A 25496-nucleotide genomic window follows, 5' to 3' on the forward strand; every position below is an offset into this window, starting at 1 on the left:
GAGTCGTCGGTTCCGATACCGTTCAACTCTCCCGCGTCACAGAGCGGCCTGGTAGGGCCCCCCGGTCCACGTGGGTGCCGTTCGGCCCCACTGCCCGGAACAGCTCGGAGGCGATGCTGGGCCTGTCAGGGCCCTGGCCTGTGGACGGAGGGGATCAATGAGCAAGCGCAAGCGAGCCGAGCGGCGGACCGGACGTACCGGCGGCAGCGCCCGAATGCCGTCGCAGGTTCCGGCCGAGCGGTCGAACGGCGGCTCGGCCCGCTGGAGTGCGCGCGGCACGGCCGGCGACTGGCTGCTGCTTCCCGGCGGTACCTGGCGGCGAGTCGAGACGATCCGGGTAGAAAGTCTCTTCGGATGAGGGACAACGGGCACGCCGCGCACAGCGCGCGTCCCTTTCGGGCGGCTCCGCCAAGGCCGGCACGTACCGCCGAAGCGGACTTCCGCCCCCGTGGACAAAGGGCCTCCCCCCGCTGTCACGGCCTCTGTGGCACGACCGCGACCGGGCACTGGGCGTGGTGCAGCAGTATGTGGTTGACACAGCCGAGCTGGAGCCCGACGTGGCCCGTCCTGTGCCGGGCCCCGACGACCAGGAGGTCCGCGGCGGCCGATCGTCGCACGAGAACCTTGCCGGCCGGCCCCTCAAGGGCCGTACGAATCGTCCGTACCCGCGGATGCTCGGCGATCGCTTCTCCGAGCGTTGCGAACAATTCCTCCCCCGGAGCATGAGCCGGTACATCGGGATGGACGGGGCTGCGCCAGGCCCGGACAACGTCGAGGACGCAACCGCGCACCTCGGCCTCGCGGAAGGCGAACCGCACAGCCTCGGTGGTCGTGTCGGTGTCCCCCAGCCCGAGCAGAATCCGCTCATGTGTCCCGACCGTGCCCGCCCGATCGCCTCGGACCACGATCACAGGGCAACGGGCCCGGCCCGCCACAGCCAGGCCGACGGACCCGAGCAGCATTCCCTTGAGCTCACCGCGACCACGCGACCCTGTCACCAGGGTGAACGCGCCGTCGCTCTCGCGTACAAGGGCGGCAGCGGCCTCCTCCTGGATGATGTCCGTCGTGACCTTCACCTCAGGGTTGCGCCGCTCCGCGCGTTCCGCTCCGGAGGCCACGATGTGCTCCGCCAGCACCTGCTCGGCGGGACGTTCCAGGCCGGTGAACGGCGGCGGCACTTCGTACCGCTGCCAGAGGGAGCCGTAGACGAGTCTGAGGGAAACGCCGTGGCGGGCAGCTTCGTCCACGGCCCAGTCGACGGCGAGCAGACTCGAGTCCGATCCGTCGACCCCTACAACCAGAGGGAGTGCCATCGTCCCCACCGCCTTTCACCGCTTGCAGCGCATGGGACCGAGTCAACCGTCGCATCTCCCCTCGCCGGAGCACGAGGGGCCCTTCGGCCTCTTTCACGGGCATACGGGCCCCCACCTGGTCCGTCCCCGCCGCGGCCGCTCACAGCAGACGCGCAGTGCCAGGCGCACGCCGCCGGCAGTTCCCCTCGCAGGCGTGCCGTACAGAGGCGGCGGCTCGCTCGATCAACTCGGGGAGAGCCGCCCGCACTGTTTCGCTCAACCCCGTGCCGAGTTCCATGCCGGCCACCTCCACGCCGTGCACGACGACCCTTCGCGGGAGCAGGTCGAGGGCTTCCGCCAAGGCAAGGCTCTCCCCCAGGCTCATGGCGTGTGTGCTCGCCGCGCCCCTCGTGCCGCGTGCCGCCTCCGTGGCCGTCAGCGTGTGCAGTGCGCCCGGCCTGGCCGGGCACACACGGAGGGCTTCGACCACCACCACGGTGTCCGCGTCACGCCACAGTTCGAGCATCCGGCCGGGCTCGCCGTCGCCGACCGCCAGTACGGTGTCGTCGGGAACACGGCCTCGCAAGGATTCCACCACCGCCGGGCCGACCCCGTCGTCACCCCGCAGGGGATTGCCCAGGCCGATCACCACGACCCGGCCGGTCATTCACGCTCCACGGTCAGGTCGAGGAAGTGGGTGGCACAGGAGATGCAGGGGTCGTGGTTGCGGATGGCCCGCTCGCACAGGCGGGTCAGTTCCTCGTCGTCGGCTGTGGGTCCGAGCCGGTCCAGCCGTGTCTGGACGGCCCGGCGTACGTCCTCCTCGATGGCCGTCTGGTTCTGTGCCGTGGGCGGGATGATGCGGGCCGCGGTCAGCGTGCCGTCCTCGGCGAGGACGTAGCGGTGGTACAGCAGTCCGCGGGGGGCCTCCGTCGCCCCGGCGCCCGTTGCCTTTCGCGGGAAGACATCAAGGGCGGGCCGCGGCGGTCGCTCGTAGCCCTGGATGATCCGCAGGGCTTCCTCGATGGCCTGCACCACCTCGACGGCGCGTACGACGATGCTGCGGAAGGGGTTGTCGCAGAAGTCCCCGGCCGCGGGATCTCCAAGCCCGGCATCCCGAGCGGCCTCGGCCGCCACCGGGTGAAGCCACCTGCCGCTGATCGCGTACCGGGCAAGTGGGCCGGTCAGATAGCGGCGGCCGTCGAGCACGGCGGTCCGTGCGGTGCTGTGCGCCACCTGGTCTTCGCGAACGTGCCGCTCAAAGTCGGACACGGGGAACTCGCCCAGCGTCGGCGTTCGGCCGCAGGAGGCGATGACCGTCGGTGTGCCGGAGTCGATGGAGTACTGGCCCGGGTCGCGCAGCGCGAGCAGGTCGTGGTCACTTGTCGCGTCGGGGAAGTCGAACGCCGCCACCCAGCGGACGGTTTCCAGCGCGTCGTCGCGGGCCTGCCGTAGCCGTTCCGCCAAGGGACGGAGTTCTTCGGGCGCCGGCGTGCGGTAGAAGCCACCGACGCGAACGTTGACCGGGTGGATGGGGCGGCCGCCGAGCTGTTCGAGGATCGCGTTGCCGGTCTGTTTGATCCGCAGGCCTCGCTCCACGGCGGGCCGCTGGTCGCGGGCGAGTTCGATGGCGTCCGCCCGGCCGAGGAAGTCGGGTGCGTGGAGCAGGTGGATGTGCAGGGAGTGGCTCTCGATCCACTCGCCGCAGTACAGCAGGCGGCGCAACGCCAGGAGCGGCCCGTCCACGGTGACACCGCAGGCGTTCTCGATCGCCTGACAGGCGCTCATCTGGTAGGCGACAGGGCAGATGCCGCAGATGCGGGCGGTGATGTCCGGCGGCTCGGTGTGGCCCCGGCCGATCAGGAATGCCTCGAAGAACCTGGGTGGTTCGTAGATGCGCAGCCGCGTTTCGGTGACCGTCTCGTGGCGAACGCGCAGGTGCAGGGCGGTCTGGCCCTCGACCCTGGCCAGGGCGTCGAGCCTCAGGACGCGGTTCCCCCGATCGCTCATGCGCGCCCCTCCGGGTCGGATTCTGTTCCCGCCGAGGGAGTGTCCTGCTCCTCGGCAGCGAGATCGGCCAAAGGTGCGTACTCCGGCGACGCGGCGTTGAAGGTGCGGAAGACACGCTCGATGTCGGTCTCACTCATTCCGTCGTGGCGCAGCTGCCCGAGCATGGAACGCAGATTGGGCCGATCGGTCGGGCCGAAACATCCGTAGCAGCCGCGTCCGTAGGCGGGGCAGATGGCACCGCACCCGGCATGGGTGACAGGGCCCAGGCAGGGAGTTCCGTGAGCCACGGTGACGCACGTGTTGCCGCGTCTCTTGCACTCGAAGCAGACGCTGTGAGCGGGGATCTGGGGCTTACGTCCTGCCAGGTGGGCGGTGATGACTTCGAGGAGCTGGCGCCGGTCGATGGGGCAGCCCCTGAGCTCGAAGTCGACCGGTACATGTGCCGAGATCGGAGTCGACGTCTCCAGCGTGGAGATGTACTCCGGGCGGGCATAGACCGCGGCTCGGAACTCGTCGACGTCCCCGAAGTTGCGCAGTGCCTGGATCCCCCCGGCGGTGGCGCAGGCCCCGATGGTCACCAGCCGCCGGGAGACACGCCGGACGTGCTGGATCCGCTCGGCGTCGTCGGCCGTGGTAATCGATCCCTCGACCAGGGAGAGGTCGTACGGTCCCCGGCCGGCCGGCCTCGCACGTCCTTCGCCGGGGCCCTCTGCGCCGGACATCTCCAGGAAGTGCTCGATGCGCACATCCTCGGTGAGGCCGAGCAGTTCGTCTTCGCAGTCGAGCAGGGTCAGCTGGCACCCGTCGCAGGAGGCGAACTTCCATACGGCCAGCGTCGGCCGCGGGTCGTCCTCCTCTCGTCGGCCGACGGCGTGTCCCGGGTCGGTGTGGACTGCGTCGGCGGACGGCTCCCGGTCGACGGCCGGTCCTCGGTCGGATCCCATCTCACAGCTCCCGTACGGCCAGCAGGCGTGCCACGCGGTCGTAGCCGACGACCGGCCCGTCCCGACACAGCAGCAGCGGCCCGAGCTGGCAGTGGCCGCAGTGCCCGGTGGCACAACGCATGTTGCGCTCCAACGACACCTGAACGCGGTGGGCGGCAAGGCCTCGCCCCATCAGGACGCGTGCGGTGTGGCGCATCATCACCTCGGGTCCGCACACCAGCGCGTGGGTCCGGTCCGGCCTGAGGGCGAACGCGTCGAGAAGGGTGGTGACGGCTCCGACGGAACCTTGCCAGTGCGGGGCGGGGCGGTCGACTGCCACGCCCACCCTGGCTCTGTCACGCCAGCGTTCGATGTCTTCTCGGTAGATCAGGTCGTCAGGGGTACGGGTCCCCACCAGGATCCCCAGCCGGCCATGGGCGGCCGGCCGGTCCAGGACCGCGTGCACCACCGGTCGCAGTGGTGCGAGGCCGATGCCGCCGGCGACCACGAGCACGTCCTGACCGGCTGCCGCGTCCAGGTCCCAGCCGCTTCCGAACGGCCCGCGCAGCCCCACGGTGTCCCCTGGACGCAGTGCGTACAAGGCGGTCGACACCGCACCCACCGCACGTACGGTATGTACAAGGCCCCCGTGTGGGCCGCACAGGGTGCTCACGGAGATCGGCACCTCACCGACCCCGAACGCGTAGATCATCGCGAACTGGCCTGGCGAGAAGGGCGGGAGTTCCCGGTCGGCCGGAACCAGTTCCACCGAACGGCTGTCGGCGGTCTCCGCCCGGGTGTCGGCCACCCGGTACGGCAGCGGCGGTGTCACGGCACTCATCGCGGGCCGCTTCCCTGGGGAGCGTACAGATCCAGCAGTCTGATACGGGTGGCTTGCAGTCGTTCGGCAACCACCCCGGTGAACTGGCGCATCAGGGCATACCCGAGTTCCGGATCGGCCGCACAGAGTGCCAAGACATCGGTGGCGGGGAACTCCAAGGCCTCCACCCCGGTGACCGCCCGCGCACCGAGGTGCCAGCGGTACGGCGGGCAGACCCACGACCAGCCCAGCAGCTGGCCCGGACCAAGCGTTTCCACCACTGCCTCCGGCTGTCTGCCGGAAAGACGGACGTCCAGGGCGACCTCTCCCCTGCGCAGCAGCCAGAAGCGGTCGGCTTCCCCGTCCTCGTCGAAAAGGCGCGCGCCGACTGGAAACGACACGTCAAGCGCGACGGACAGCAATCGCCGACGCTGTACGAGAGGGAGGAAGTCAAGGAGCGGCGGCAGGTCGGTCACGGTGCCTCCCCGGATGTATCGGACCGCGTCCAGTCATGCAGGGCGGCGGCCTCCTCGGTGATGTCGATGCCCACGGGGCACCACACGATGCAGCGGCCGCAGCCGACGCAGCCGGAGGAGCCGAACTGGTCGTACCACGTGCCGAGCTTGTGGGTCATCCACTGCCGGTACCGGCTGCGCGGGGACGTACGGACAGGGTCACCGTGCACAAGGGAGAAGTCCAGGTCGAAGCAGGAGTCCCACAACCGCCACCGCTCCGCGTGGTCACCGGAGAGATCGGTGACATCCTCCGTCGTGGTGCAGAAACAGGTGGGACACACCATGGTGCAGTTGCCACACGTCAGGCAGCGTCCGGCAACGTCGTCCCAGCGGGGCGCGTCGAGCGTCCCGCCCATCAGCTCCCGCAGGTCCGTCTCAGGCATGGCCCTCCCCATGCGGTCCGCAGCGGCGGCAACACTCGCGCGAGCCGCCGTACAGGTGACGGGGTCGGCCGGACGGACAGGCAGTTCGGCGAGGATTTCGTCGCCTTCCGGGCTGGCGCCCCGGATCCAGAAGCGGTGGCCCTCGTCATCAACCACCTCGGTCATCACCAGATCACAGCCGGGAGCGGCCGCAGGTCCCGCGCCCATGGACACGCAGAAGCAGGTGCCGCCGGGCTCCGTGCATTCGATCGCGACGAGCAGCGCTCCTGCACGCCGGCCCAGGTACCCGGAGTCACGGTGGATCCCACCGGTGAGCACCCTGTCCTGGATGGCGATGGCCCGTGCGTCACAAGGACGCACCCCGAGGAAGGCGTACCGCGGTATCGAGGGCGCCTCGTCCGAGAACACCATCTCCTCGCCCACCCGGTCGGCACGCCACTGCCGCAGCTTCGCCGGATGCAAGAACTGTTTCCACGATTGAGGGCCCGCCGCGTTCGCGAAGGCGGCACCGTCGGTCCGCTCCCGCAGTCGGTACCGGCCGGCTTCGAGTTCCACCCCCCACCCGTACGGCAGTTCGTCGGCCGACTCCAGCTCCGCCAGCACGATCGCACCGTCCCGCACGGTGGGTCCGACCACAGTGAAACCACGCCGTCTCAAGACCTGCACCAGCGCGGCCATGCCCTCTTTCCCCATCGCCGACCCCTCGGAGGCAGAAGACGACCAGGCGTTCGCATCGAGCTCCGCACTCATGTCCGTTCTCCTTCGGCACTGCGTAGGGGGACGCCGCCGCTGCCTCACACAGTCCACGAACGCAGATTTTCCGGTTCGGCACCACGCGGGTGCGGCCAAGCGGGCCACAGGCCCGGGTGCTTCTCCGGGTGCCATGTCGGCTCGGCTCATGGTCTGCGAGAGACCCTGCGACGCGTGACCTATTCGGGGCCCCAAGGGCGTACGGCCGCCAGCGCCCGGACCACCGCGGAGGCCGGCGGGCCACTGGTGTCGACCTCGACAGCCTGAGCCCACGCGGGCTCCCTGGCCGCCATAGCGGCCGCGATGTCGGGTCCGGCGTCGGACATGCCGGGGCCGCGCGTGCTCAGGCGCGCCGCTGTCACGTCTCCGGGCGCATGGCAGTGCAGGGCCACCAGGTCCGCGCTGGTGCTTTCGGCCACGCGCAGGGCGGCCGCACGGTGTTCCGCGTCGGACCATGTGGCGTCAAGGACGACGGACTCTCCGCAGGACAGCAGGGCGGCTGCGCGATCGAGCAGGGCGATGTAAGTCCTGGCCGTCCAATCGGGTGTGTACAGGCCCTCGCCGTAGCCGGCTGCCGCAGAGCGTTCCGCGGGGAGACCGGCCAGTTCCTTGCGGAGTCGGTCGCTGCTGAGCATGGTGACCCCCAGCAGGTCGGCCAATGCTCCGGAAAGGGTGGACTTCCCGCTGCCCGGCAGTCCCCCGACGAGAATGAGGCGGACGGCGGACGTGCGCAGATGGCGCAGCGCCGTCGAGGCCAGCTGCCGCGATGCCACCTTCGCGCCGGGTGCGCCTTGCACGGCCTGGATCAGGGAGACCTTGGCGCGTACGAAGGCGCGGTAGGCGACGTAGTGGTGGAACAAGGACGAGGGCGCGGGGTCGCCTGTGTACTCGCCGTACTGGGAGAGGAAGTACGCTGCGCCCTCCGGAGCGCCCAGCTGTTCCAGGTCCATGGCGAGGAAGGCCGCATCGTCGAGGCCGTCGACGTAGCGGAGATGATCGTCGAACTCCAGGCAGTCCAGGACGCGGGGTCCGTCATCGAGGCAGAAGATGTCCTGGGCGAGGAGGTCCCCGTGGCCGTCGACCATCCGCCCCTGATCGATGCGAGAGTCGAACAAATTCTCGCGGCCGGCGAGATAGCGGCGCACCAGTCTCTCGATCTCTGTCAATTCGCCGGGCACGAAGAAACCTTCGGCTGTCAGCGCTCGGACCTGCGTGAAGCCGGCCTCCCAACGTGATGACAGCGCGTCGCGTGTGCCCTGCTCGTTCACCTCGCGGCCGCGGGGCGCAACCGCGTGCCAGGCAGCGAGTTGCCGGGCGACGGTTCGCAGAACGTCGTGGACGGCCGCCCCTTGTCGTACGAGGTGGGAGAGGCGACGGCCCTCGGGCATGCGGCGCATCACCACGAGCGGCTCGGGTTCCTCGGCGTCGGGACAGCGGAACTCGCCCAGGCCCAGGTACACGTCGGGGGCGAAGCGGCGGTTGAGGGTGACCTCGCGTTCGCACGCGGACCTGCGCGCTGCCACCGTGGTGTAGTCAAGGAACCCGAGGTCGACCGGTTTCTTGAGCTTGTACGCGCAGTCGCCCACAAAGAACAGGGTCGCCGTATGTGTCTCGCAGACCGCCGACCGCGGCAGCGGCTCCCCGTCGTGCCCGGCACTGGACCGGGCAGCGGACTCATCGGCCGGCGGCACCGACCGAACCTGCGTCCCGTCCTGGCCCGCCTCAGTCCGCTCGTGGCTCCGGCGCCGCGCGGATCCTCCGAGGTCCTGCTCGTCTTCGCCCTCCACGCTAGACACGCTCCGTGAGTGCGAGGGGCGGCCGTTGCTCGCCGGGCTCCGGGCGCATCGACACCCCCGGTTGATCGGCCCCCGTCATGACGTACATGCTCGTGTTCCCCCAGGAAACGCCCGTCGACGGACTCCACACCCAGTAGCGACCTTGTGGAGCATGCCGAGTTGTGGAGCATGTCGAGGGTGAGCGCGCGCTCCTCAGGCTCGCGGGTGACCCGCGGTGGCCCACAGTGACGACTGGTTGCATGACGTCGACCTCCGTCTCGTACGAAGGTGGAAATGACGCGGAACGAGTCCGACCGCGTGGTTGGTGTCATTCGAGCATCACCCGGATCCCCTCCGCCGCGCATGTCGGCCTGGAGAAGAGGGGCCGCAGGCACGTAGTCGCGGTCAGGTATCGGGAGCGGAACGCCGGGCGTCGTCCGTCCGGCAGACGACGTCCCCGGACACCGACACCACACCGTCGACGCCGCGGCACAGCTGCTCGATGACGGGAATAAGACCCTTGTACTCCACGGAGCCGCCTAGTACGACCCGTCCGTCGCGCACATCAACACTCACGTCCGCGTCTCCGAGCCCCATGGTGCGCCGCAGTACGTCCCCGGCGATCTCCTCGCGGATGGCCTCGTCACGGCGCAGGAAGATCCGCAGCAGGTCACCGCGGCTGACGATGCCCAGGAGGCGGTCCGCCTCGTCGACCACAGGCAGCCGCTTGACATTCTGGGTCTCCATGAGGCGCGCGGCCTCCACCACGTTCCACTCCGGCCGCGCGCACACGGCTGGAGCCGACATCAGTTCCTCGGCGCGGGAACCCTCGGCCTTGGCCCGCTCCCAGGCCTCCAGGTTCGGAACCGGAATCATGCCTGCCGGATCGCTCTGATCGGCACTCTTGCGCAACAGGTCTGCCTCGGACACCACACCCATCGGGCGCCCGAGATCGTCGACCACCGGCACGGCCGTGACATCGTTCTCCGACAGGAGCCTGACGAGCTCCTTGAACGGCGTGTCCGGCCGTGCCCGGACGACGCCACGGGTCATGAGCTCCTCAACCGTTCGGTGACGCATGGTGCCTCCCGACGCGGGCCGCCGGCCTCGCGGATACGCGCCTCTCGCCGGTGCGGCGGCGCATCCCGCGTGGCAGGTTGGTTACAGCACTATTCTGCGGAGAGGGCAGCGATCATGCGAGCTCACCTCGGCGACCAACTCGTCATCGAAAGTCCGGCGACCGGCGACGGCAAGCGCGACGGTGAGATCGTCGGACTCCATCACGCGGATGGGACGCCTCCCTACGACGTGCACTGGTCGGACACGGACGAAGTGACGCTCGTCTTCCCCGGCCCCGACGCTCACATCCGGCATCTTGATCAGGACCCGGGCGGAACTGCCCAGGAGTCACACCCGGGCGCCGGCGAGGCAGCTGCCGTGGCCGCGCCCGAGCCTCGGACACGTACACGCGAAGCCGGAGTCGTCGGCAGGCGTGTGGCCGAAGAGCGCCGCAGACAAGGGCTCAGTCTGGACGAAACGGCGCGTCGCGCCCGCATGGCGCCCCAGTACCTGGCGCACCTGGAGGAACGGCCTGCTGACCCCACGATGGCGGCACTCATCAGGCTTGCCGACGCCTTGGGCACCACAGCCACCGCTCTGCTCGACGAGGGCGCGGATCTCCCACCCGGACAGTCCCACGCACTCCTGCAGCCACAGCTACGGGATCTGGCCCCGGACGAATGCCGCGCTCTGCTCTCCACGCACGGTGTCGGACGCGTCGCGGTGACGGCGTCCAGCGGACACCCCGCGATCATCCCCGTCAACTACGAGGTCGTCGACGAAGCCATCGCCTTCCGGACCGCCCCCGACTCCGTGGCCGCAGCTGCCGCGGAAGCGGAGGTCGCCTTCGAGGTCGATCACGTGGACGACACTCTGAGCCGGGGCTGGAGCGTGCTCGCCGTGGGGCCCGCGAGCGTCGTGACGGAACCCGAGGCGGTCCGCAGCCTCACCCAGCATGCGCACACCACGCCCTGGGCGGGCGGTGAGCGTGAGATGTGGGTGTCGATCCGGCCCACGAGCCTCACCGGCCGCAGGATCACTCCAGCCGAACAGTAGACAGTTCGTGGCGCCGGCCATCGCACGGGCTGCGCCGGGAACCTCGGCACCCGGACGCGGGATGTGGTGACAGCCGTAGAACTCCGGCTGATCGTGGGCATCGGCGACGTCAACCACGGCACAACCTGCTGCCCGACCGCGCACTGCCCCGCATCGACTCGGCGATGCCCGTGCCCTGCGATCACGACGTCCACGCTTGAACGAAGCCCGGCGGGAGCGGGCTGATGCTCAGGGGCGACCGCCCGCGTCGGCGTTCGCCGCGACAGTGACGCCTTCAGCCCGCAGTCCCTGAGGTCCACGCAGGCGCCCTCGTGGGTTCGCGGATCCGCTCTCCCTGGCGCCGGTCGCCATGGGTGCCCACTCCATATTCGTGGCTCCGGGAGTGTGGGAATTCGCCGTGGTCCGAACCGTCCATGGCGCGGACGATATCCGCCATGGCCATGACGAACACCCTGCCACGCGGGACAGTTGCTGCACGCTCCGAACAGCCCCGCAGCTGACGACCCTTCACACGCCGGACCCGCGAGGCGACGCCCGTCACACGCCACGCTGCCGTCCGCGTGATCCTGGGCCGCCACAACCTGCCGCCGCTACCGCTGCGCTACGACTTCTGCCCCTCGAACCTGCTCTTCGGAGGCGACCATGCGCTTGAGACGCAGCACCCTCACCCTGTTGTCCACCGCACTCATGGCCACGACGGCAGCGGCCTCCGCCACAGCCGCCGACCGCCCCGAGCAGCACTGCGCGGGGCAGAACCGCATACGGGTACCCGGCGCCGCCTTTCAGCAGGTCTCCTGCCACGACGACCTGACCACCAGCGCTTTGACCGGCACCTCGTACACCGACCCCACGGACTGGTCCTCGCTCACCGCGAAGGGAACGCTGAACCCCACGGACGTGCCCGGCATCCAGATCGACGGCTACTTCCCCGATTCCTCGCACCTCAACACGACCCATGGCTGGAACCACGACGCCCAGTTCGTCATCCGTCTGCCCGATCGGTGGAACGGTGGTCTGGTGATCACCGGAGCACCTGGCACACGTAAGCAGTACTCCTTGGACACGTCGATCTCGGACTGGGTTCTGGCACGGGGATACGCCTTCGCCGCCACCGACAAGGGCAACAGCGGACCCGACTTCTACACCGACGGCAGGCGGCCGGGCGATGCCGTCGTCGAGTGGAACGGCCGCACCACCGAACTGACCCTCGCCGCGAAGAACCTCGTGAGGCAGTCCTACGGGCACAGCCCACGCCGTACCTACATGACAGGCATGTCCAACGGCGGCTATCTGACCCGCTGGCAGTTGGAGAACCACCCCGAGCTGTACGACGCGGGACTGGACTGGGAAGGCGCCCTCTGGACACCGGACGGCCCGAACCTGTTCACCTATCTGCCGACGGGGGTCCGCCACTCCCTCGGCCGGGCATCCACCAAGGACATGCTGGCAGCCGGCTTCACACCGGGAACCGAGTTCCTGTGGCCCTACCACGAGCAGGTCTACTACGGCCTCACACAGAAGGCGTACCGCGCCGAGTTCGATCCGGAGTACGACCCGAACTGCCCCGGCTCTTCGGCCGGTTCGACGCTTCCGGAGATTCTCGCCCCCTGCCAGTCCGATGCTTCGTACGACTACGCCTCACGGCCCGAGTCGGTGAAGAAGGCCGTCGAACGGGTCTCTCTGACCGGGAAGATCGGCAGACCACTGATCACCGTACAAGGGGATCTTGACGCGCTGTTGCCGGTGGCCACGGACTCGGACGCATACGCACGCATGATCGCCGACCGTCACCGTTCCCGCCTGCACCGCTACTACACCGTCGAGGGCGGCACCCACGTCGACGGTCTGTACGACTCCCATCCCGACCGGCTCAGGCCCGTACTGCCCTGCTACCGGGCCGCATTCGCCCTCCTGACCGACTGGGTCGAACACCATCAGGATCCGCCGGCCAGTGGCACGGTTCCCAAGCCGACCTCCGGTGACGTGGTGAACTCCTGCGCGCTGCGCTGACACCCTCGACTTCACGTGGGTGCGGCCCACACAGAAGGCGAATGGGAAGTGTGGACCGCATCCAATGGCGGCGGACAGCCGTGGTTCTACAGTGCGGCAGACCACACACTCCCGAGTGACGCCCGGTGCGCGCGGCCCCGACACTCACCCCTCATCATTCACCCGCGGGAGGACCGCATGCCGGTTCGTGACCACGCCCGTACGATCGGCTGGGCAGCACTGATGGCCCTGCTGCTTGCCCTGTTCACGGTTCCACCCAACGCCTCCGCGGCCTCACTCACCCAGGTGAGCGGCTTCGGCTCCAACCCGGGCAACCTGTCGATGTACTCGTACGTGCCCGACAATCTGCCCTCCGGCGCGCCGTTGGTCGTGGCCCTGCATGGCTGTACGCAGAGCGCGAGTGACTACTACAGTCACTCCGGGTGGCCGAAGTACGCCGACGCCTACGGCTTCGCGCTTGTCCTGCCCCAGACCAGCAGCGCCAACAACGCGAACTCCTGCTTCAACTGGTACCAGTCCAGTGACTACACCCGCGGGCAGGGCGAGGCGCTGTCCGTCAAACAGATGGTGGACTACGCCATAGCGCACTACGGCAGCGCCCCGGGCCGCGTCTACGTCACCGGTCTCTCGGCGGGCGGCGCCATGACCGCCGTCATGCTCGCCGACTATCCGGACGTCTTCGCCGGAGGATCCATCGACTCGGGTATCCCAGCGGGCTGCGCGACCGATCTGAGCAGTGGCCTGACGTGCGAGTACAGCCCGGTCAGCAAGACCCCGCAGAAGTGGGGCGACGCGGTGCGCGCGGCGTCCGGCGGCTGGTCGGGACCCTGGCCACGCGTCGCCGTCTGGCACGGAAGCGGTGACACAACCGTCAATCCGGCCAACGCCACGGAGTCCAGGGACCAGTGGACGAACGTCTGGGGTATGAGCCAGACCCCGTCCTCGACCACGTCCCTCCCTGGTGGCACAACCCAGGCCGTCTACAACGACATCAGCGGCAAGCCCGCGGTGGAGACCTTCACCGTCTCCGGCATGAGTCACGGCCTGGCCGTCAACCCCGGCTCGGGCGCCGACCAGTGCGGCACGACCGGCACGTACTACCTGAACTACGTCTGCTCCAGCTACTACACGGCGAAATTCTGGGGACTGGACGCCTCAAGCGGTCCCGGCAGTGGCTCTCTGCCCGCACCCACTGGTCTGAGTGTGACGGCCACCACCGACACGACGGCCTCGCTGTCCTGGAACGGAGTCAGCGCTGCCGCCTCGTACAACGTGTACCGAGGTGGTACCAAGGTGGCCTCCACATCCTCGACCTCGTACACCGACACGGGTCTGGCGTCCGGCACCGGCTACCACTACACCGTCGCCGCCGTGGATTCGGCCGGAAGCGTGGGAGCGTCCTCCTCACCGGTCCTGGCGACGACGAACGGCTACATTCCGAAGTGCTTCACCGACAACAACTACAACCATGTCGCCGCGGGACGAGCCCACCAGAGCGGCGGCTACGCCTACGCCAACGGCTCCAACCAGAACATGGGCCTGTACAACCTCTACCTCACCCACACGTTGGAGGAGACCTCGGACGGCCACTATGTGATCGCCGACTCCGGCTGCCCCGCCTGACGAACTCCTCCCATGGCCATCCACCGTCGGCTCTGACGACGAGGCGCAAGTGGGCCACCGATATGCACCGTTGAGCCTGACGCAGTTGCCCTCGTATTCGGGGCGACGCGAGTTCTCGCCCTGGCCGGGTCGCCACTGCGGATGCGGCGCTCGGCGCCCCGGTCGAGGGTCGAGTCGAGCCGACCGTCGTCCTGACGGGATATGGACGCGGCATCACCTGTTCGTAGACGGCGTTGCAGACCTCGTAATCGCGATGCAGGTCGGCGAGGTGCGTGGGCACCTTGACGACGTCCGGGAATCCAGGCCGCGTGCCGGGAGCAGAACGCGCGGGTTACGCAAGACCTGCTGGGTCTGTTGGGCGAAGGTGTCGCCGACGACCTCCCCGGTGGCTGGGTCGTGCGGTCCCGTCCCGGCGGTGTACAAGAACCCGTTGGCGTCGACCGCCTGCGCGTACGCACCTCCGGGAGCCGGCGCATCGCCCGTACGGATCTCTTCCCTGACCATGGCTTCCTTTCCGGACTGAGTCCCTGCCGACCTGAAGCCGCAGGTCTAAGGATGGTGTGTTCGACCGTTGGGGTGCTCACACTGGTCGTGGGCAGCTGCCTGAGGGGTAGATCATCTGACGGGGCCGGAGGGCTCTCAGGTTTTCGCTCGCTCTGTTCGACCAGCCTCCTATGCATGCCTCCTGAGCTACTCGTACGGATCGCGGGGCGCGTGGAACGAGACGAACTCGAAGAACGGCGGGCCAAGCAGTTGAGGGAGACGCGGGCCGAGCGGGACACATTCGCCGCCGCCGGGCAGGTCCTTGAGCGGGTGAGCGAGCATGCCCGCCGACGGGCGCACCTCGGCTGCGCCGCCCGCGGAAGTTGGTGGACGGGCGGTGATGCTGATCCCGCACCGCGCCGGTCGTGGGGAGCCCATGCTGCTGCGAGCCCACGGCTGTGGTCGCACCACCGCAACGTGTGATGGCTCTGTCAGGAGGTGAGAATGGAGATGCCGTCTCCGAGCAGCTTCAGTCCGAGGACGAAGAAGAGGACGGCCATCACAGCGACATTGTGCTGGGCGGCCCAGTCTTTCCAGTTGCCGAGCGTGGTCCTGGCCCGCTCTCCCCCGAGGAGGAAGACTCCGAGCGGGACCAGCAGGCCGAGCGTGGCGATCACGACGAAAATCGCCAGTGAGGCGATCTGCTGCCCGACCGGCAGCCCGGCCGAACCGATCGCGGCGCCGGCGGCGATGGTCAGCGGGGCGTTCTTGGCGTTGAGCGCGGCCAGGGCCGTGCCGAGTCCGAAGACCTTGACCGGTGTCAGGCGGTCGATCGCGCCCATCCACTCGGGCAGTTTCGCCTGCGAGGGATCCTTCGGGCGCCGATGCCACTGCCGGGCGCCGAAGACGACGAGGAACACGCCCAGCGCGAGCTTGAGCGCTCCCACCCAGGTGGCCGGGTGCTTGTGGGCCGAGGCACCCGCGGGGGAGGCGATCGCCAGCATCACCGCGCCCAGCACGGCGAGTCCGAGGACCCAGCCGACGGTGAAGAGGATGCCGTTGAGACGTCCCCGGGGCGTGGCGAGGATGAGGATGACGGCGATGATCGGCAGCGGGCTGATGGCGACGCCGGCCGCGAAACCCAGCAGGTCACCGAGAACTGCGCCCATGATTGCCTCCAGCTGGGGTCGGGTGGCGATCCAGTCGAGCAAAGGTCCGGTGGAGGCAGGCGCCCTGGCGGCCTGTGCGGCGCGAGGGGGTCTTGTGCGATCAGCGGCGCTGCGGGCTTCATGGCAACGCGGGAGTGGCTGACCGAGAAGTCGACGACCCCATACTCAACGCGCACGCCCCGACCCCATCTTCCTGCGCCGTGCTCGATCTGTCCTCGGGAGCACTCAGGGCGCGGAGACGGCGGCGTCGCCGTGCCGCACCCGTGTCGCCTTCATCAGGGTCCAAGATGCGGGGCTGCGCATCCGTGGCGAGGATTGGGCTGTGAGGGCGATGCCGCCCTGTGTCCCGGCGTCTGGTGACCCTCGCACCGATCCGTGGCAGGGGAGTCGCACGATGACTGCAACGGCACGAACGCCTCAAACGGCTCACCCCGAGCGTCCGGGCAGGTCGGACGGTGTGAGCAACGAGTTCACCGTCTTCACGGAGATCAAGCCGGGCCATGCGGACGCCATGCGTGAGGATCTCGCCACGCTCGCCGACGCGACGAATGACGAGAGGGTCCATGCGGCCTTGCGCCAGATCGGCACTCTGCACGACGCACGACACGTGATCTTCGACAATGACACCCGGCACATGTTCGCCAGCGTCTTCGACGGCTCCTGGGACGCCTACATCGACGACTTCGCCCAGACGGACGTCGGGGACCGCTTCGACAAGGTCTTCTCGCACACCGAAGGGTTCCCCGGCGTCAAAGACCCAGGGGCGAAGGACTGGTTCGTCGCCCACCAGGCACCCGCGGGAGTCTTCGTCAGCTCTTATCCCGATCTGACCGTTCAGCAGGTCTGGAAGGACCAGCGCGTGAGCGAGGCGTTCCAGGCGGTGCTGGACACCCCCGAGTTCCGAGCGGCGCTGGACAACCCGGCCAACGCCGAGTTGATGGCCACACCTGCCTTCCAGAAACTGCTGGAAGAAGCCTCCGCCTAAACCGGACGCTACCAACCCTCAACCCTCAGAGCCGGCCCACCATCGGTGAACCGCGTCGGCCGGTGCCAGCCAGCGCAGGGCTTGCCCAGGCAGGGACCGATGTGGAGGCACAAGCGATCATGAGCACGGCAGACAGCGGCAGCGCGGCCGGTGTGCGCGTGGAGATCGAGGACGTACAGAGCGGGGCGCTGCGCCCGCGGCCCGTCCCCTACCAGGGGAAGTTCCTTTTCCTGCGCGTCGACGACCCCCACGCCGGACGTGCCCTGCTGCGCCGGCTGCTCCCTGTGACCTCCGGTGGCCTGCGGAGCGTGGACCGGAGCGGGGACGCGTGGGTGGCGGTGGCGTTCACCTATCGGGGGCTGAGGGCCCTGGGGGTGCCCCAGGAGTCACTGGACAGCTTTCCGCGAGCGTTCCGTGAGGGCATGGCCGCCCGGGCCGATTTGATCGGCGACGTGGGCGAGAACGCGCCGGCTCACTGGGAGGCACCGTTCGGGACGGGCGAAGTCCACATCGCACTGAGCGCCTTGGCTTCCGATGCGGAGCAGCTGGACAAGGAGCTGGAGCAGGCCCGGGTCGCCTATGAAGAGACGCCCGGCGTCCGGGTGATCTGGCACCAGGAGGTGAAACAGCTTCCGACCGGGCGTACCACCCTTGGCTTCCGGGACGGCATCAGCCATCCGAACATCGAGGGCGTCGGACTGCCCGGCTCGAACCCGCAGGAAGCCCCCATCAAAGCCGGCGAGTTCATCCTGGGCTACCCCGACGAAACCGGCAATCTTCCGCCGATGCCCACCCCTGAGGTCCTCGGACGCAACGGAACCTATGTCGCTGTGCGCAAGATCCATACAAACGTGGCGGCCTGGCGCCGCTACCTGCGCGCCAACAGTGCGAACGCCGAGGAGGAAGCGCTTCTGGCGGCCAAGATGATCGGGCGCTGGCCCAGCGGAGCGCCGCTGACGTTGGCGCCGGAGCACGACGACCCGGAACTGGCGGCCGATCCGCACCGCGTCAACAACTTCCTGTACCGGGAGCATGACGACCGCGGCCTGCGATGCCCCGCCGGCGCGCACATCCGCCGGAACAACCCCCGCGACGCTGCCATCATCGGCGACGCCCGGATGCACCGGCTCATCCGCCGCGGCACCACCTACGGTCCACCGCTGCCCGAGGGCGTGCTGGACGACGACGGCGCCGACCGCGGCCTGGTCGGAGTCTTCATCGGGGCCCACCTAGAACGGCAGTTCGAGTTCATCAAGGCCGAATGGGTCAACGACGGCAACTTCATCGGCTACCCCGGCGAAAAGGACCCGGTGGCCGGACACCACGGCGGCACCGGCAGCATCACCATCCCCGACAAGCCGGTCCGGCGCCGCCTGCAGAACCTGCCCAGTTTCGTGGTCACCCGCGGTGGCGAGTACTGCTTCGTACCGGGCTTGCGAGCCCTGCGCTGGCTCGCCGAACTGGAGGACTGAGCGGAGTTCGCCGCCGCATCCGATCACGCCCTCCGGGAAGAGGCCGAAGTCATGGCAGCACAGTTCGTCCCCTACACGCCTGACGTCGAAGTCGCTGATCCGGACTTCGACCAGCACGTGCAGACGGTGATCGAGAAGACCGAGAGCTACATCGCCGAGTCGGTCGAGGCCGGCGGCACCGGCCAGGCCCTCCGCGACGCCCACGCCAAGGGATACGGCCTCGTCCGGGGGCACGTGGAGATCCTGGACGGGCTCCCCGCCGAGTACGCCCAGGGCATCTACGCGATCCCGGGAACCCACGACGCGCTCATCCGCTTCTCCAACGGTTCCCCGCACGCCGGAGCCGACGCGCGACTGGGTGCCGCCACCGGACTGGCGCTGAAGATGTTCGACATCCCCGGCCCGACCCTGCTGGAGGACGAACCGGACACGGGCACCTTCGACTACGCCAACATCAACGGGCCGATCTTCTTCTGCAACACGGTCGAGCACTACCTCTTCATCCAGGAGCTGTTCCTGAACGCTCCGGCCTACTTCTCCCAGGGCCGACCCGGCGCCCATCGCTTCTTCACCGAGTTCGTCACCGGCAAGGGAACCCTGCCCCAGGAAGACTGGGCCTGGGACGAGTTCCTGGCCTTCCTCCGCCTGTCGAAGACCCCCCCGACCAACCTGCTCCTGTCGAGCTACTGGACAATGGGCGCAGTCAGGCACGGCGACTACATCGCCAAGGTACGCGTCACCCCCGCCCCGGACTGTGCCGCCGCGGTGGTCCGGCGCACCATCGACCCGACCTCCGCGCAGGAGGTCTTCCGACCGGCCCTCCAGGCCGAGTTGCAGGAGCGGCCCTACGCCTTCGACATCCAGGTCCAGCTCTGCACCGACCTGGAACGCATGCCGGTGGAGGACACCACCGTGGAGTGGCCCGAGCAACTCTCGCCGCCCGTCACCGTGGCCAAGCTCCGGCTGCCACAGCAGGACATCTCCGGCCCGGAGAATCTGGCGAAGATGGACTCACTGTCCTTCACGCCCTGGAGGGTCACCGCCGAGCACGCCCCCCTCGGCAACATCATGCGGGCCCGCAAAGAGGTCTATCGGCAATCCTCCATCCAACGACACAAGCTCAACCAGCAACCGCGCACAGAGCCTCACAGCGCCGACGAGGTACTCGGCCCGGCCCACGAGCCTCAGTGAGCCTCCGCCCGGCTTGAGGACCCCGATCACGACTTCGGTGCGCCCGCAAGCTCACCCCTGGCCAAAATGACGCCTACACGCCTCGCCGTCGGGCGCGCACGGCTGCGCCCACCTCAGATCTGGCCGACCCTTACAAGTTCCGCGCCGACCCTGCCCGCCTTGCGTGCGCTGCTCGTCCTCGGGCGGCAGATATCCACATCAGGCGGCCTCTCTCGTCAGTCAGGGCGAGAAAGTGCAGGCCATGATGGTGGTGTTTACCGGAGGAGTTCCGCCGGTCGGCCTTTCCGGTGCGGCGCTGGGTAGGGATGAGAGTGCCGTCGCTCAGGACCACCTCCCCGCCCTGCTTGGCGACCTTCTTCAGGGAGCGGTCCAGGCACGGCGCCTGAGCGGCGAGCAGGGTGATCAGCTCATCGCGCCAGCGCCGGATGGTGGACTCGGACACGTTGTTTCCGCCGGCCATGTCAGCCAAACGCTGGTCGTGACGAACGACAGCCAGGACGATCACCGTGATCTTCCCGGGCGGCAGGATCCGCCACTTGGACCGTATCGCCTTCAGATGGCGACGCAGCAGATCGGCGAGCTGGTTGACGGTGCGCGTGGACAGTGGCAGACGGCACTGGCAGACAAGCGGGCAGGTGTCCTCGGCGCGTTCTTCGGTTTTCGGCACACAAATCCAACCGCCGCCGGGGGCACCGTGGTTACGCCCGCGCCGCACTGCCCAGTTGGCGGTAAGGCGATTCACAGGCGAGTGGTGAACCGCCCGTCGGGCAGTTAGCGCATCCAGCCGCGGTCAACCAGCCTGACCAGCTTGCCGCGCAACGTCTCCAGCTTCGCCCGCACGCTGACGTCCACCCCCAGCCTCTCGCCGACCTGCCGGGCCATGACCGGCCCGGCCGCCTGCCGCACGACGGCAAGGATGCGCTGGTAGTCCGGCGGAAGCATGGTCTCCTCCACGTCCGGCACGCGGTGCGGGATCAGCATCACAGCCCGTCCGCCCACCTGCCCGGGCGCTGGCGCGGCCGAGGCGCGCTCAGCGGCAATCTGCTCGCTCACCACCAACGACACCACCGGCGTTGCTCGACGCCTCGAAGCGGAAGAGGAAGCGGAAGAGGTGGACGACCTGGCCGCTCCAGAGACCGCGCAACGGGTCACCCTTCACGGGGATCTGCCGGCCCTACAGCTGATCGGTGAGCCAAGGCTCTGGGTTTCTTCTGAATCGAGGCTGGGTGCGGCCCGGCGGACGGTTTCAGAAGAAACGCAGAGGTTGGGCTGTGAGGCTGGCCGCCCATCACCGGAAGCGGGTCCCACCCCGCAGGAGCCGCATTGACCACGACGTCCACCACCACGCGTTCGAGCCGTGGGATATGCCACCGGCGCCCACGGCGCGGGGCCGTGCCCTTCTTGGCCCCGCTGCTGGTCCGGGCCGGCGCCGCCGGGGTGCCGGCGCTGTGGTGGAGCGACACGACCTCCGTGGCCGGCCCGGCGGGGTGGCTCACCGGCGCGGGGCGCATCACCGGCCTCCTGGCGGGCTACGCCTGTGCGGTGCGGCTGGCTCCGATGGCCCGCGTACCGCTCCTCGACCACACCGTCGGTGCGGATCGTCTCGCGCGCCGGCACGACTACTGTCCGACGGTTCCCTATTCGCACTGCGCCCCCGCGCACCCCCGCCATCTGCGCGTCACGCTCAAGTCCGCCGATGGTCAGCGCCACGCTCGGCCGCCTGACACCGGGCCCCCGGGTGTGGGCCTCGGGATTCAACCGACATGAATCCCGAAGCGGCACCGAGTCGCAGTCTCTTCCGCAGGGAAAGGGCGCCTCCCCATCACGGACACGGCTTGCTCCCGAAGCCCTGCGCAAGACCAGTTGCCCCTGTCCAGCGTTGAACACCCCCCCGAAGGAGCCCCCTGTGGGACTCGACCTGATCAACGGCGTCCCCGCGCACGTCCTGTTCGTGCACGTCGTCGTGGTCCTGATACCCCTCACCGCGCTGGCGCTCGTCCTGTGCGCCATCTGGCCATCGGTCATGCGCCGGTTCGGTCTCGCCCTCCCGGTCCTCGCTCTGGTCGCCCTGGTCAGCGTGCCGCTGACCACAGACGCCGGCGAGTGGCTGGAGCGCCACGTCGGCAGCGACGCCCTCGTCCGTAGGCACGCCGAACTCGGTGATGAACTGCTCCCCTGGGGCATTGCCCTGTTCTTGGTGGCCGCGGCGGTGTGGTGGACCTACCGCCGCGCCGACAACCGCGCAGCTGAGGCGACAGGGCCCACCACCCGCAACACGGTGGCCACGCCGCTGCGTATCGCAGCCTCGGTTCTCTCCCTTGTCATCGGAGTGGGCGCGGGTGTGCAGGTCTACCGAATCGGTGATTCCGGCGCGAAGGCTGCCTGGCACGACGGCTACTCCGCCACCGCCCATCCCGACCACGGCTGACACACTTTGGCTGAGGCGGTTTCCCGGACAGGAGGCCGTCTCAGCACACGTTGCTGCACATGGCCGGTCCGGGCGACGGGGTCTCAGGCAGCTGTCGACGGGCCGACACGACGGTCCCTTGAATAGCCGAAGCGGCTGCCCGTGGGCCTGGTTGTCATCGAGCGTGCGCCGGTGGGCAGGACCGGTTCCCGACGTCCCTGGCCGCTGTCGCCTTGGGCGACGCGTCCGACACGATGATGGCGCACCCACTCACCCCGCAACTGCGCAACCTGCGGAGTCCGGGCGAGATCGGCGTCGGCCAGAACACCACTGTCGTCTGCCCCGCACCGCTGATGAGCACCATCGGAGAGCTCGGCGCCTTCCTCAGCAGGGGGACGACCGCCGCAGCGGCCGAGATGCCCCGCCTGCCACGGCCGTACCGGCCCCCGGCCTGGCCGGGACTGCTCATGTGCCGGCACCGAACGGGGCAGCCGGGGCCGAGGCAGTGTCCTTGTAGCCCGGAGGCGTGCGGCGGCCCACAGCGCACAGCCGCGGCGGGTCACCGCGCCGTCCCCGCGTCCCTGACCCGGCGCCCGGCCTCGTGCAGACCCGAAGGTCCATGTCAAGGCGAGCCGTCGACCGGCGCGGGGCGGGGCCCGGCAGTGCTGAAGTGACCGGCACGGCGACGCAGGTGACGGCGGCCCGCGTAGTGCCCGGGAACTGAAGGTGGCACGGCCGCGGCCCCGTAGAAGAGCCGTTTGCCGATCTCGATGAGCGCCAGGTAGGCGAGGATCATGCCGACCAGCGTGGCGAAGAACGCCCCTGGCAGCGGTTGGAAGCCAAGAGTGTGAGCAAGTGGGGTGGCCGGCAGTACTGCCCCGACGGTGACTACAGCGAGCGCGGCCAGGGTCAGCGGCAGGCTGGGGTGACTACGGAAGAACGGAATGCGCCGGGTACGGATGGCGAAGATCACCAGTGTCTGGGTGGCCAGCGATTCGACGAACCAGCCCGTGCGGAACTGGGCCGGTCCGGAATGGAAGACCCAGAGCATGACGCCGAAGGTGACGAAGTCGAACACCGAGCTGAGCGGGCCGAAGGAGATCATGAATCGGCGGATGAAGGCGATGTCCCAGTGCGAAGGCTTCCGCAACTGCTCCTCGTCGACGTTGTCCGTCGGAATGGCCAGCTGACTGCTGTCGTAGAGAAGGTTGTTCAGCAGGATCTGCGAGGGGAGCATCGGCAGGAAGGACAGGAACAGCGAGGCACCTGCGGCGGAGGCCATGTTGCCGAAGTTGCTCGAGGTGCCCATCAACACGTACTTGATGGTGTTGGCGAAGATCCTGCGGCCCTCGGCCACACCGTCCGCGAGGACGTCGAGGTCCTTCTCCAGCAGGATGACGTCGGCCGCGTCCTTGGCGACGTCCGTCGCCGAGTCGACGGAGATGCCCACGTCGGCGGCGTGCAGAGCCAGCGCGTCGTTCACCCCGTCACCCAGGAAGGCCACACCGCCGCGGCTGCGCCGCTGTGCGTGGACGATACGTGCCTTGGCCTCAGGACTCACCCGCGCGAAGACGGTCGTCCCGGTGATCGCCTCGGCCAGTCGCGCGTCGTCGAGGGCGTCGATCTCGCTGCCGGTCATCGCGCCCGCGTCGGTGAGCCCCAGATCCCGGCAGACTTTGGCGGCGACCGCGGCGTTGTCACCGGTGACCACCTTCACCGCGATGCCGAGGCCGGAAAGCCTGCGCAGCGCCGCGGCGGCGTCCGGCTTGGGCGGGTCGAGGAACACCAGCAGTCCGGCCAGGCTCAGCCTCCACTCGTCCTCGGGTCCGACGGCCTGCGTCCCCGGGTCGACGGGCCGGGTGGCGACGGCAACCACCCTGTTGCCTGCGGAGAACTCCGCCGCCAGCGCGTCCCGGGCCGCGGGTGGGACGTCGACGCACCGGTCCAGGACGGTCTCCGGGGCCCCTTGGTCACCAGGCTCGAAGAGCCGTTCCCATCCCGCACCAGGACCGAGATCATGCGCCGTTCGTGGTCGAAAGGCAGCACCGCGATCTGCGTGTACGCGTCCAGCGCGGCCCGCTCGCCCACGGCGGCCGGAGACCGCCACAGGGCCTGGTCCAGCTGGTTCCCGCCGACGTCCTGCGCGTCGCGCGCCGCGTTCTCGGTACTGAGCAGGCCCCACCTCACCACCGCGTCGGAGCCGTGGTCGCCCGTGGGAACAGCGCGCATGTACTCGATGCGGCCCATGGTGAGCGTGCCGGTCTTGTCGGTGAACAGCACATCGACATCGCCCAGGTCCTCGATGCAGACCAGGCGCTTGACCAACACCTTGCGCCGGCTCATCCGGCGCGACCCGGCGGCAAGGCTGGTCGAGACGACGGCGGGCAGCAGTTGCGGCGTGATGCCGACCGCGATGGCCAGGGAGAACAGCAGCGCGTCGATGAGCGGCTTGTGCAAGGCTACGTTGATCACGAAGATCGAGGTGGTCAACGCGCCCGCGACGTAGACCAGCAGGAGGGAGAAACGCCGCAGGCCGACCTGGAACTCGGTGTCGAGCGGGTGGGTGTCGAGGCCGGCGGCGATCTTGCCGAACTCGGTGTGCGCACCGGTGGCGACCACGACACCGCGGGCGGCGCCGGTCCGCACGACCGTACCCATCAGCGCACAAGCGGACAGTTCGGCGAGCGGGGTCCCAGCGGCGACAGCGGCGAGGCTCTTGTCGACCGGAAGCGACTCGCCCGTCATCACCGACTCGTCGCACTCCAATCCCGTGACGTCCGTCAACCGCAGGTCCGCCGGCACGATGTCGCCCAGTCGCAGTTCCACCAGATCGCCTGGGACCAGCGCCGTGACATCCACCAGCGTGGCCCGGCCGTCGCGCTGCGCCACGGTCTGGTGGTGGATCTGGGAGTGCAGCGCCTCGGCTGCTCTCTCGGCCCGGTACTCGTTGACGAAGCCCAGCCCTACGGAAGCGCTCACGATCAGCCCGATGATCACCGCATCGCTCCGTTCCCCCACCAGGAAGGACGCGACCGCGGCCGCCAACAGCAGGCCGAGCAGCGGAGAGCGGAGCTGATGCCAGAGCACGGGGAACACGCGGGCACGGTGTGTGGCGACCGCGTTGGGGCCGAACTGTCCCAGGCGTCGCGCGATCTCCTCGCCCCCCAGTCCCTCCCCGGCGACGACACCCAGCGCCCGAAGGACGTCGTCCGCCGGCAAAGCCGCCGCCGACATCGCACCGGGCGCCGATACAGGCGGCTGTGCCCGGTCAAGGACGCTCATCCTGCTCCCCCTCCACACTCGGGGGTACCGTTTCGCGGTGCGGAGCACCGGCTGGTTTCGCGACCTCGGCTCCGCTGCTCGGTCATACTCATCGCCGCTCCGGGGCCCGTCACGCCCGGTGAGGGCGCCGGGTCCGCGGACCCGGCTCACTCCGGGGATCCAGCATCGCACCGCCGACCCGCCTCGACCAGCAGCCGCGCCCCTCTCGGACGCGGAGCGTCTTTTGCGGTACCGCACCACCTCGGGTGCTTCCGGTTCACTTCGCCCGCCGGGGGCACTGTGCCGTCCTCG

General features: G+C 69.1%; 24 protein-coding genes and 1 pseudogene. 10 read left to right on the forward strand and 15 right to left on the reverse strand.

The features are described 5' to 3' along the window. Positions 1-157: 157 nt before the first annotated feature. A complete protein-coding gene (locus tag OHB41_RS05680) occupies positions 158-358 on the forward strand; it encodes a hypothetical protein (RefSeq protein ID WP_266696841.1) in 201 nt (66 codons plus the stop codon). Positions 359-473: 115 nt separating this feature from the next. Here OHB41_RS05680 and OHB41_RS05685 read toward each other — a convergent pair whose 3' ends face one another. The 9 genes from OHB41_RS05685 to OHB41_RS05725 all read right to left on the reverse strand — a co-directional run bounded on the left by OHB41_RS05685 (position 474) and on the right by OHB41_RS05725 (position 9548). Beyond that, the gene (locus OHB41_RS05685; RefSeq protein ID WP_266696842.1) at positions 474-1313 is read right to left on the reverse strand and encodes a universal stress protein; all 840 of its coding nucleotides are present in this window, start codon (positions 1311-1313) and stop codon (positions 474-476) included. Positions 1314-1452: 139 nt separating this feature from the next. Next, positions 1453-1959 (reverse strand): hydrogenase maturation protease, encoded by a 507-nt coding sequence (locus OHB41_RS05690; protein WP_266696843.1) that lies wholly within the window; start codon positions 1957-1959, stop codon positions 1453-1455. Next, positions 1956-3302, reverse strand: a complete 1347-nt coding sequence (locus OHB41_RS05695) for a Ni/Fe hydrogenase subunit alpha (protein ID WP_266696844.1) — start codon at positions 3300-3302, stop codon at positions 1956-1958. Before OHB41_RS05695 ends, OHB41_RS05690 begins: the two co-directional genes overlap by 4 nt. Continuing rightward, positions 3299-4246 (reverse strand): NADH-quinone oxidoreductase subunit B family protein, encoded by a 948-nt coding sequence (locus OHB41_RS05700; RefSeq protein ID WP_266696845.1) that lies wholly within the window; start codon positions 4244-4246, stop codon positions 3299-3301. Before OHB41_RS05700 ends, OHB41_RS05695 begins: the two co-directional genes overlap by 4 nt. Before the next feature lies 1 nt (position 4247). Next, on the reverse strand, positions 4248-5066 hold the full coding sequence (locus OHB41_RS05705) for an FAD/NAD(P)-binding protein (protein ID WP_266696846.1): 819 nt from the start codon (positions 5064-5066) through the stop codon (positions 4248-4250). Further along, the gene (locus OHB41_RS05710) at positions 5063-5521 is read right to left on the reverse strand and encodes a Crp/Fnr family transcriptional regulator (protein WP_266696847.1); all 459 of its coding nucleotides are present in this window, start codon (positions 5519-5521) and stop codon (positions 5063-5065) included. Before OHB41_RS05710 ends, OHB41_RS05705 begins: the two co-directional genes overlap by 4 nt. After that, entirely contained in the window at positions 5518-6693 is a 1176-nt protein-coding gene (locus OHB41_RS05715; RefSeq protein WP_266696848.1) for a 4Fe-4S dicluster domain-containing protein, read from the reverse strand. The genes OHB41_RS05710 and OHB41_RS05715 overlap by 4 nt, the downstream gene beginning before the upstream one ends. A 179-nt stretch (positions 6694-6872) precedes the next feature. Beyond that, a complete protein-coding gene (locus tag OHB41_RS05720) occupies positions 6873-8279 on the reverse strand; it encodes a bifunctional aminoglycoside phosphotransferase/ATP-binding protein (protein WP_266696849.1) in 1407 nt (468 codons plus the stop codon). Positions 8280-8873: 594 nt separating this feature from the next. After that, a complete protein-coding gene (locus OHB41_RS05725; protein ID WP_266696850.1) occupies positions 8874-9548 on the reverse strand; it encodes a CBS domain-containing protein in 675 nt (224 codons plus the stop codon). Between the two features lie 114 nt (positions 9549-9662). On the opposite strand from OHB41_RS05725, the gene OHB41_RS05730 reads away from it, so the two are divergent. From OHB41_RS05730 to OHB41_RS05740, 3 genes are all read left to right on the forward strand, one after another. Continuing rightward, positions 9663-10583, forward strand: coding sequence for a pyridoxamine 5'-phosphate oxidase family protein (locus OHB41_RS05730; protein WP_266696851.1), 921 nt, complete (start codon positions 9663-9665; stop codon positions 10581-10583). A gap of 642 nt (positions 10584-11225) precedes the next feature. Next, the gene (locus OHB41_RS05735; RefSeq protein WP_266696852.1) at positions 11226-12593 is read left to right on the forward strand and encodes a tannase/feruloyl esterase family alpha/beta hydrolase; all 1368 of its coding nucleotides are present in this window, start codon (positions 11226-11228) and stop codon (positions 12591-12593) included. A gap of 177 nt (positions 12594-12770) precedes the next feature. After that, positions 12771-14216 carry an extracellular catalytic domain type 1 short-chain-length polyhydroxyalkanoate depolymerase gene (locus OHB41_RS05740; protein WP_266696853.1) on the forward strand — a complete coding sequence of 482 codons (1446 nt, stop codon included), beginning with the start codon at positions 12771-12773 and terminating at the stop codon, positions 14214-14216. 213 nt (positions 14217-14429) lie between these two features. On the opposite strand, the gene OHB41_RS05745 is transcribed toward OHB41_RS05740, so the two are convergent. Further along, on the reverse strand, positions 14430-14720 hold the full coding sequence (locus OHB41_RS05745) for a Rid family hydrolase (RefSeq protein ID WP_266696854.1): 291 nt from the start codon (positions 14718-14720) through the stop codon (positions 14430-14432). Between the two features lie 174 nt (positions 14721-14894). Between OHB41_RS05745 and OHB41_RS05750 the strand changes: the two genes are divergently transcribed. Further along, complete coding sequence (locus tag OHB41_RS05750) at positions 14895-15182, forward strand: hypothetical protein (protein ID WP_266696855.1); 288 nt, start codon at positions 14895-14897, stop codon at positions 15180-15182. Positions 15183-15190: 8 nt separating this feature from the next. Here OHB41_RS05750 and OHB41_RS05755 read toward each other — a convergent pair whose 3' ends face one another. After that, the gene (locus tag OHB41_RS05755) at positions 15191-15868 is read right to left on the reverse strand and encodes a GAP family protein (protein ID WP_266696856.1); all 678 of its coding nucleotides are present in this window, start codon (positions 15866-15868) and stop codon (positions 15191-15193) included. Between the two features lie 457 nt (positions 15869-16325). Here OHB41_RS05755 and OHB41_RS05760 point away from each other — a divergent pair, with 457 nt between their 5' ends. The 3 genes from OHB41_RS05760 to OHB41_RS05770 all read left to right on the forward strand — a co-directional run bounded on the left by OHB41_RS05760 (position 16326) and on the right by OHB41_RS05770 (position 19516). Next, complete coding sequence (locus tag OHB41_RS05760) at positions 16326-16853, forward strand: hypothetical protein (protein WP_266696857.1); 528 nt, start codon at positions 16326-16328, stop codon at positions 16851-16853. A gap of 119 nt (positions 16854-16972) precedes the next feature. Further along, a complete protein-coding gene (locus OHB41_RS05765) occupies positions 16973-18325 on the forward strand; it encodes a Dyp-type peroxidase (RefSeq protein ID WP_266696858.1) in 1353 nt (450 codons plus the stop codon). Positions 18326-18376: 51 nt separating this feature from the next. Then, a complete protein-coding gene (locus OHB41_RS05770; RefSeq protein ID WP_266696859.1) occupies positions 18377-19516 on the forward strand; it encodes a catalase family protein in 1140 nt (379 codons plus the stop codon). A 130-nt stretch (positions 19517-19646) separates the two neighbouring features. On the opposite strand, the gene OHB41_RS05775 is transcribed toward OHB41_RS05770, so the two are convergent. Together OHB41_RS05775 and OHB41_RS05780 are read right to left on the reverse strand one after the other, a co-directional pair. After that, on the reverse strand, positions 19647-20183 hold the full coding sequence (locus OHB41_RS05775; protein WP_266696860.1) for a hypothetical protein: 537 nt from the start codon (positions 20181-20183) through the stop codon (positions 19647-19649). Between the two features lie 104 nt (positions 20184-20287). Next, positions 20288-20569, reverse strand: a complete 282-nt coding sequence (locus OHB41_RS05780; protein WP_266696861.1) for a hypothetical protein — start codon at positions 20567-20569, stop codon at positions 20288-20290. Between the two features lie 270 nt (positions 20570-20839). On the opposite strand from OHB41_RS05780, the pseudogene OHB41_RS05785 reads away from it, so the two are divergent. Next, a pseudogene (locus OHB41_RS05785) lies at positions 20840-21133 on the forward strand (ferric reductase); the annotation flags it as partial. Positions 21134-21422: 289 nt separating this feature from the next. Beyond that, positions 21423-21944, forward strand: coding sequence for a DUF2231 domain-containing protein (locus tag OHB41_RS05790; protein ID WP_266696862.1), 522 nt, complete (start codon positions 21423-21425; stop codon positions 21942-21944). A gap of 601 nt (positions 21945-22545) precedes the next feature. On the opposite strand, the gene OHB41_RS05795 is transcribed toward OHB41_RS05790, so the two are convergent. Then, positions 22546-23799 (reverse strand): HAD-IC family P-type ATPase, encoded by a 1254-nt coding sequence (locus OHB41_RS05795; protein WP_323138354.1) that lies wholly within the window; start codon positions 23797-23799, stop codon positions 22546-22548. Continuing rightward, positions 23727-25205, reverse strand: a complete 1479-nt coding sequence (locus tag OHB41_RS05800) for an HAD-IC family P-type ATPase (protein ID WP_266696863.1) — start codon at positions 25203-25205, stop codon at positions 23727-23729. Before OHB41_RS05800 ends, OHB41_RS05795 begins: the two co-directional genes overlap by 73 nt. Positions 25206-25496 lie beyond the last annotated feature (291 nt).

This window comes from Streptomyces sp. NBC_01571, assembly GCF_026339875.1.
GTDB lineage: Bacteria > Actinomycetota > Actinomycetes > Streptomycetales > Streptomycetaceae > Streptomyces.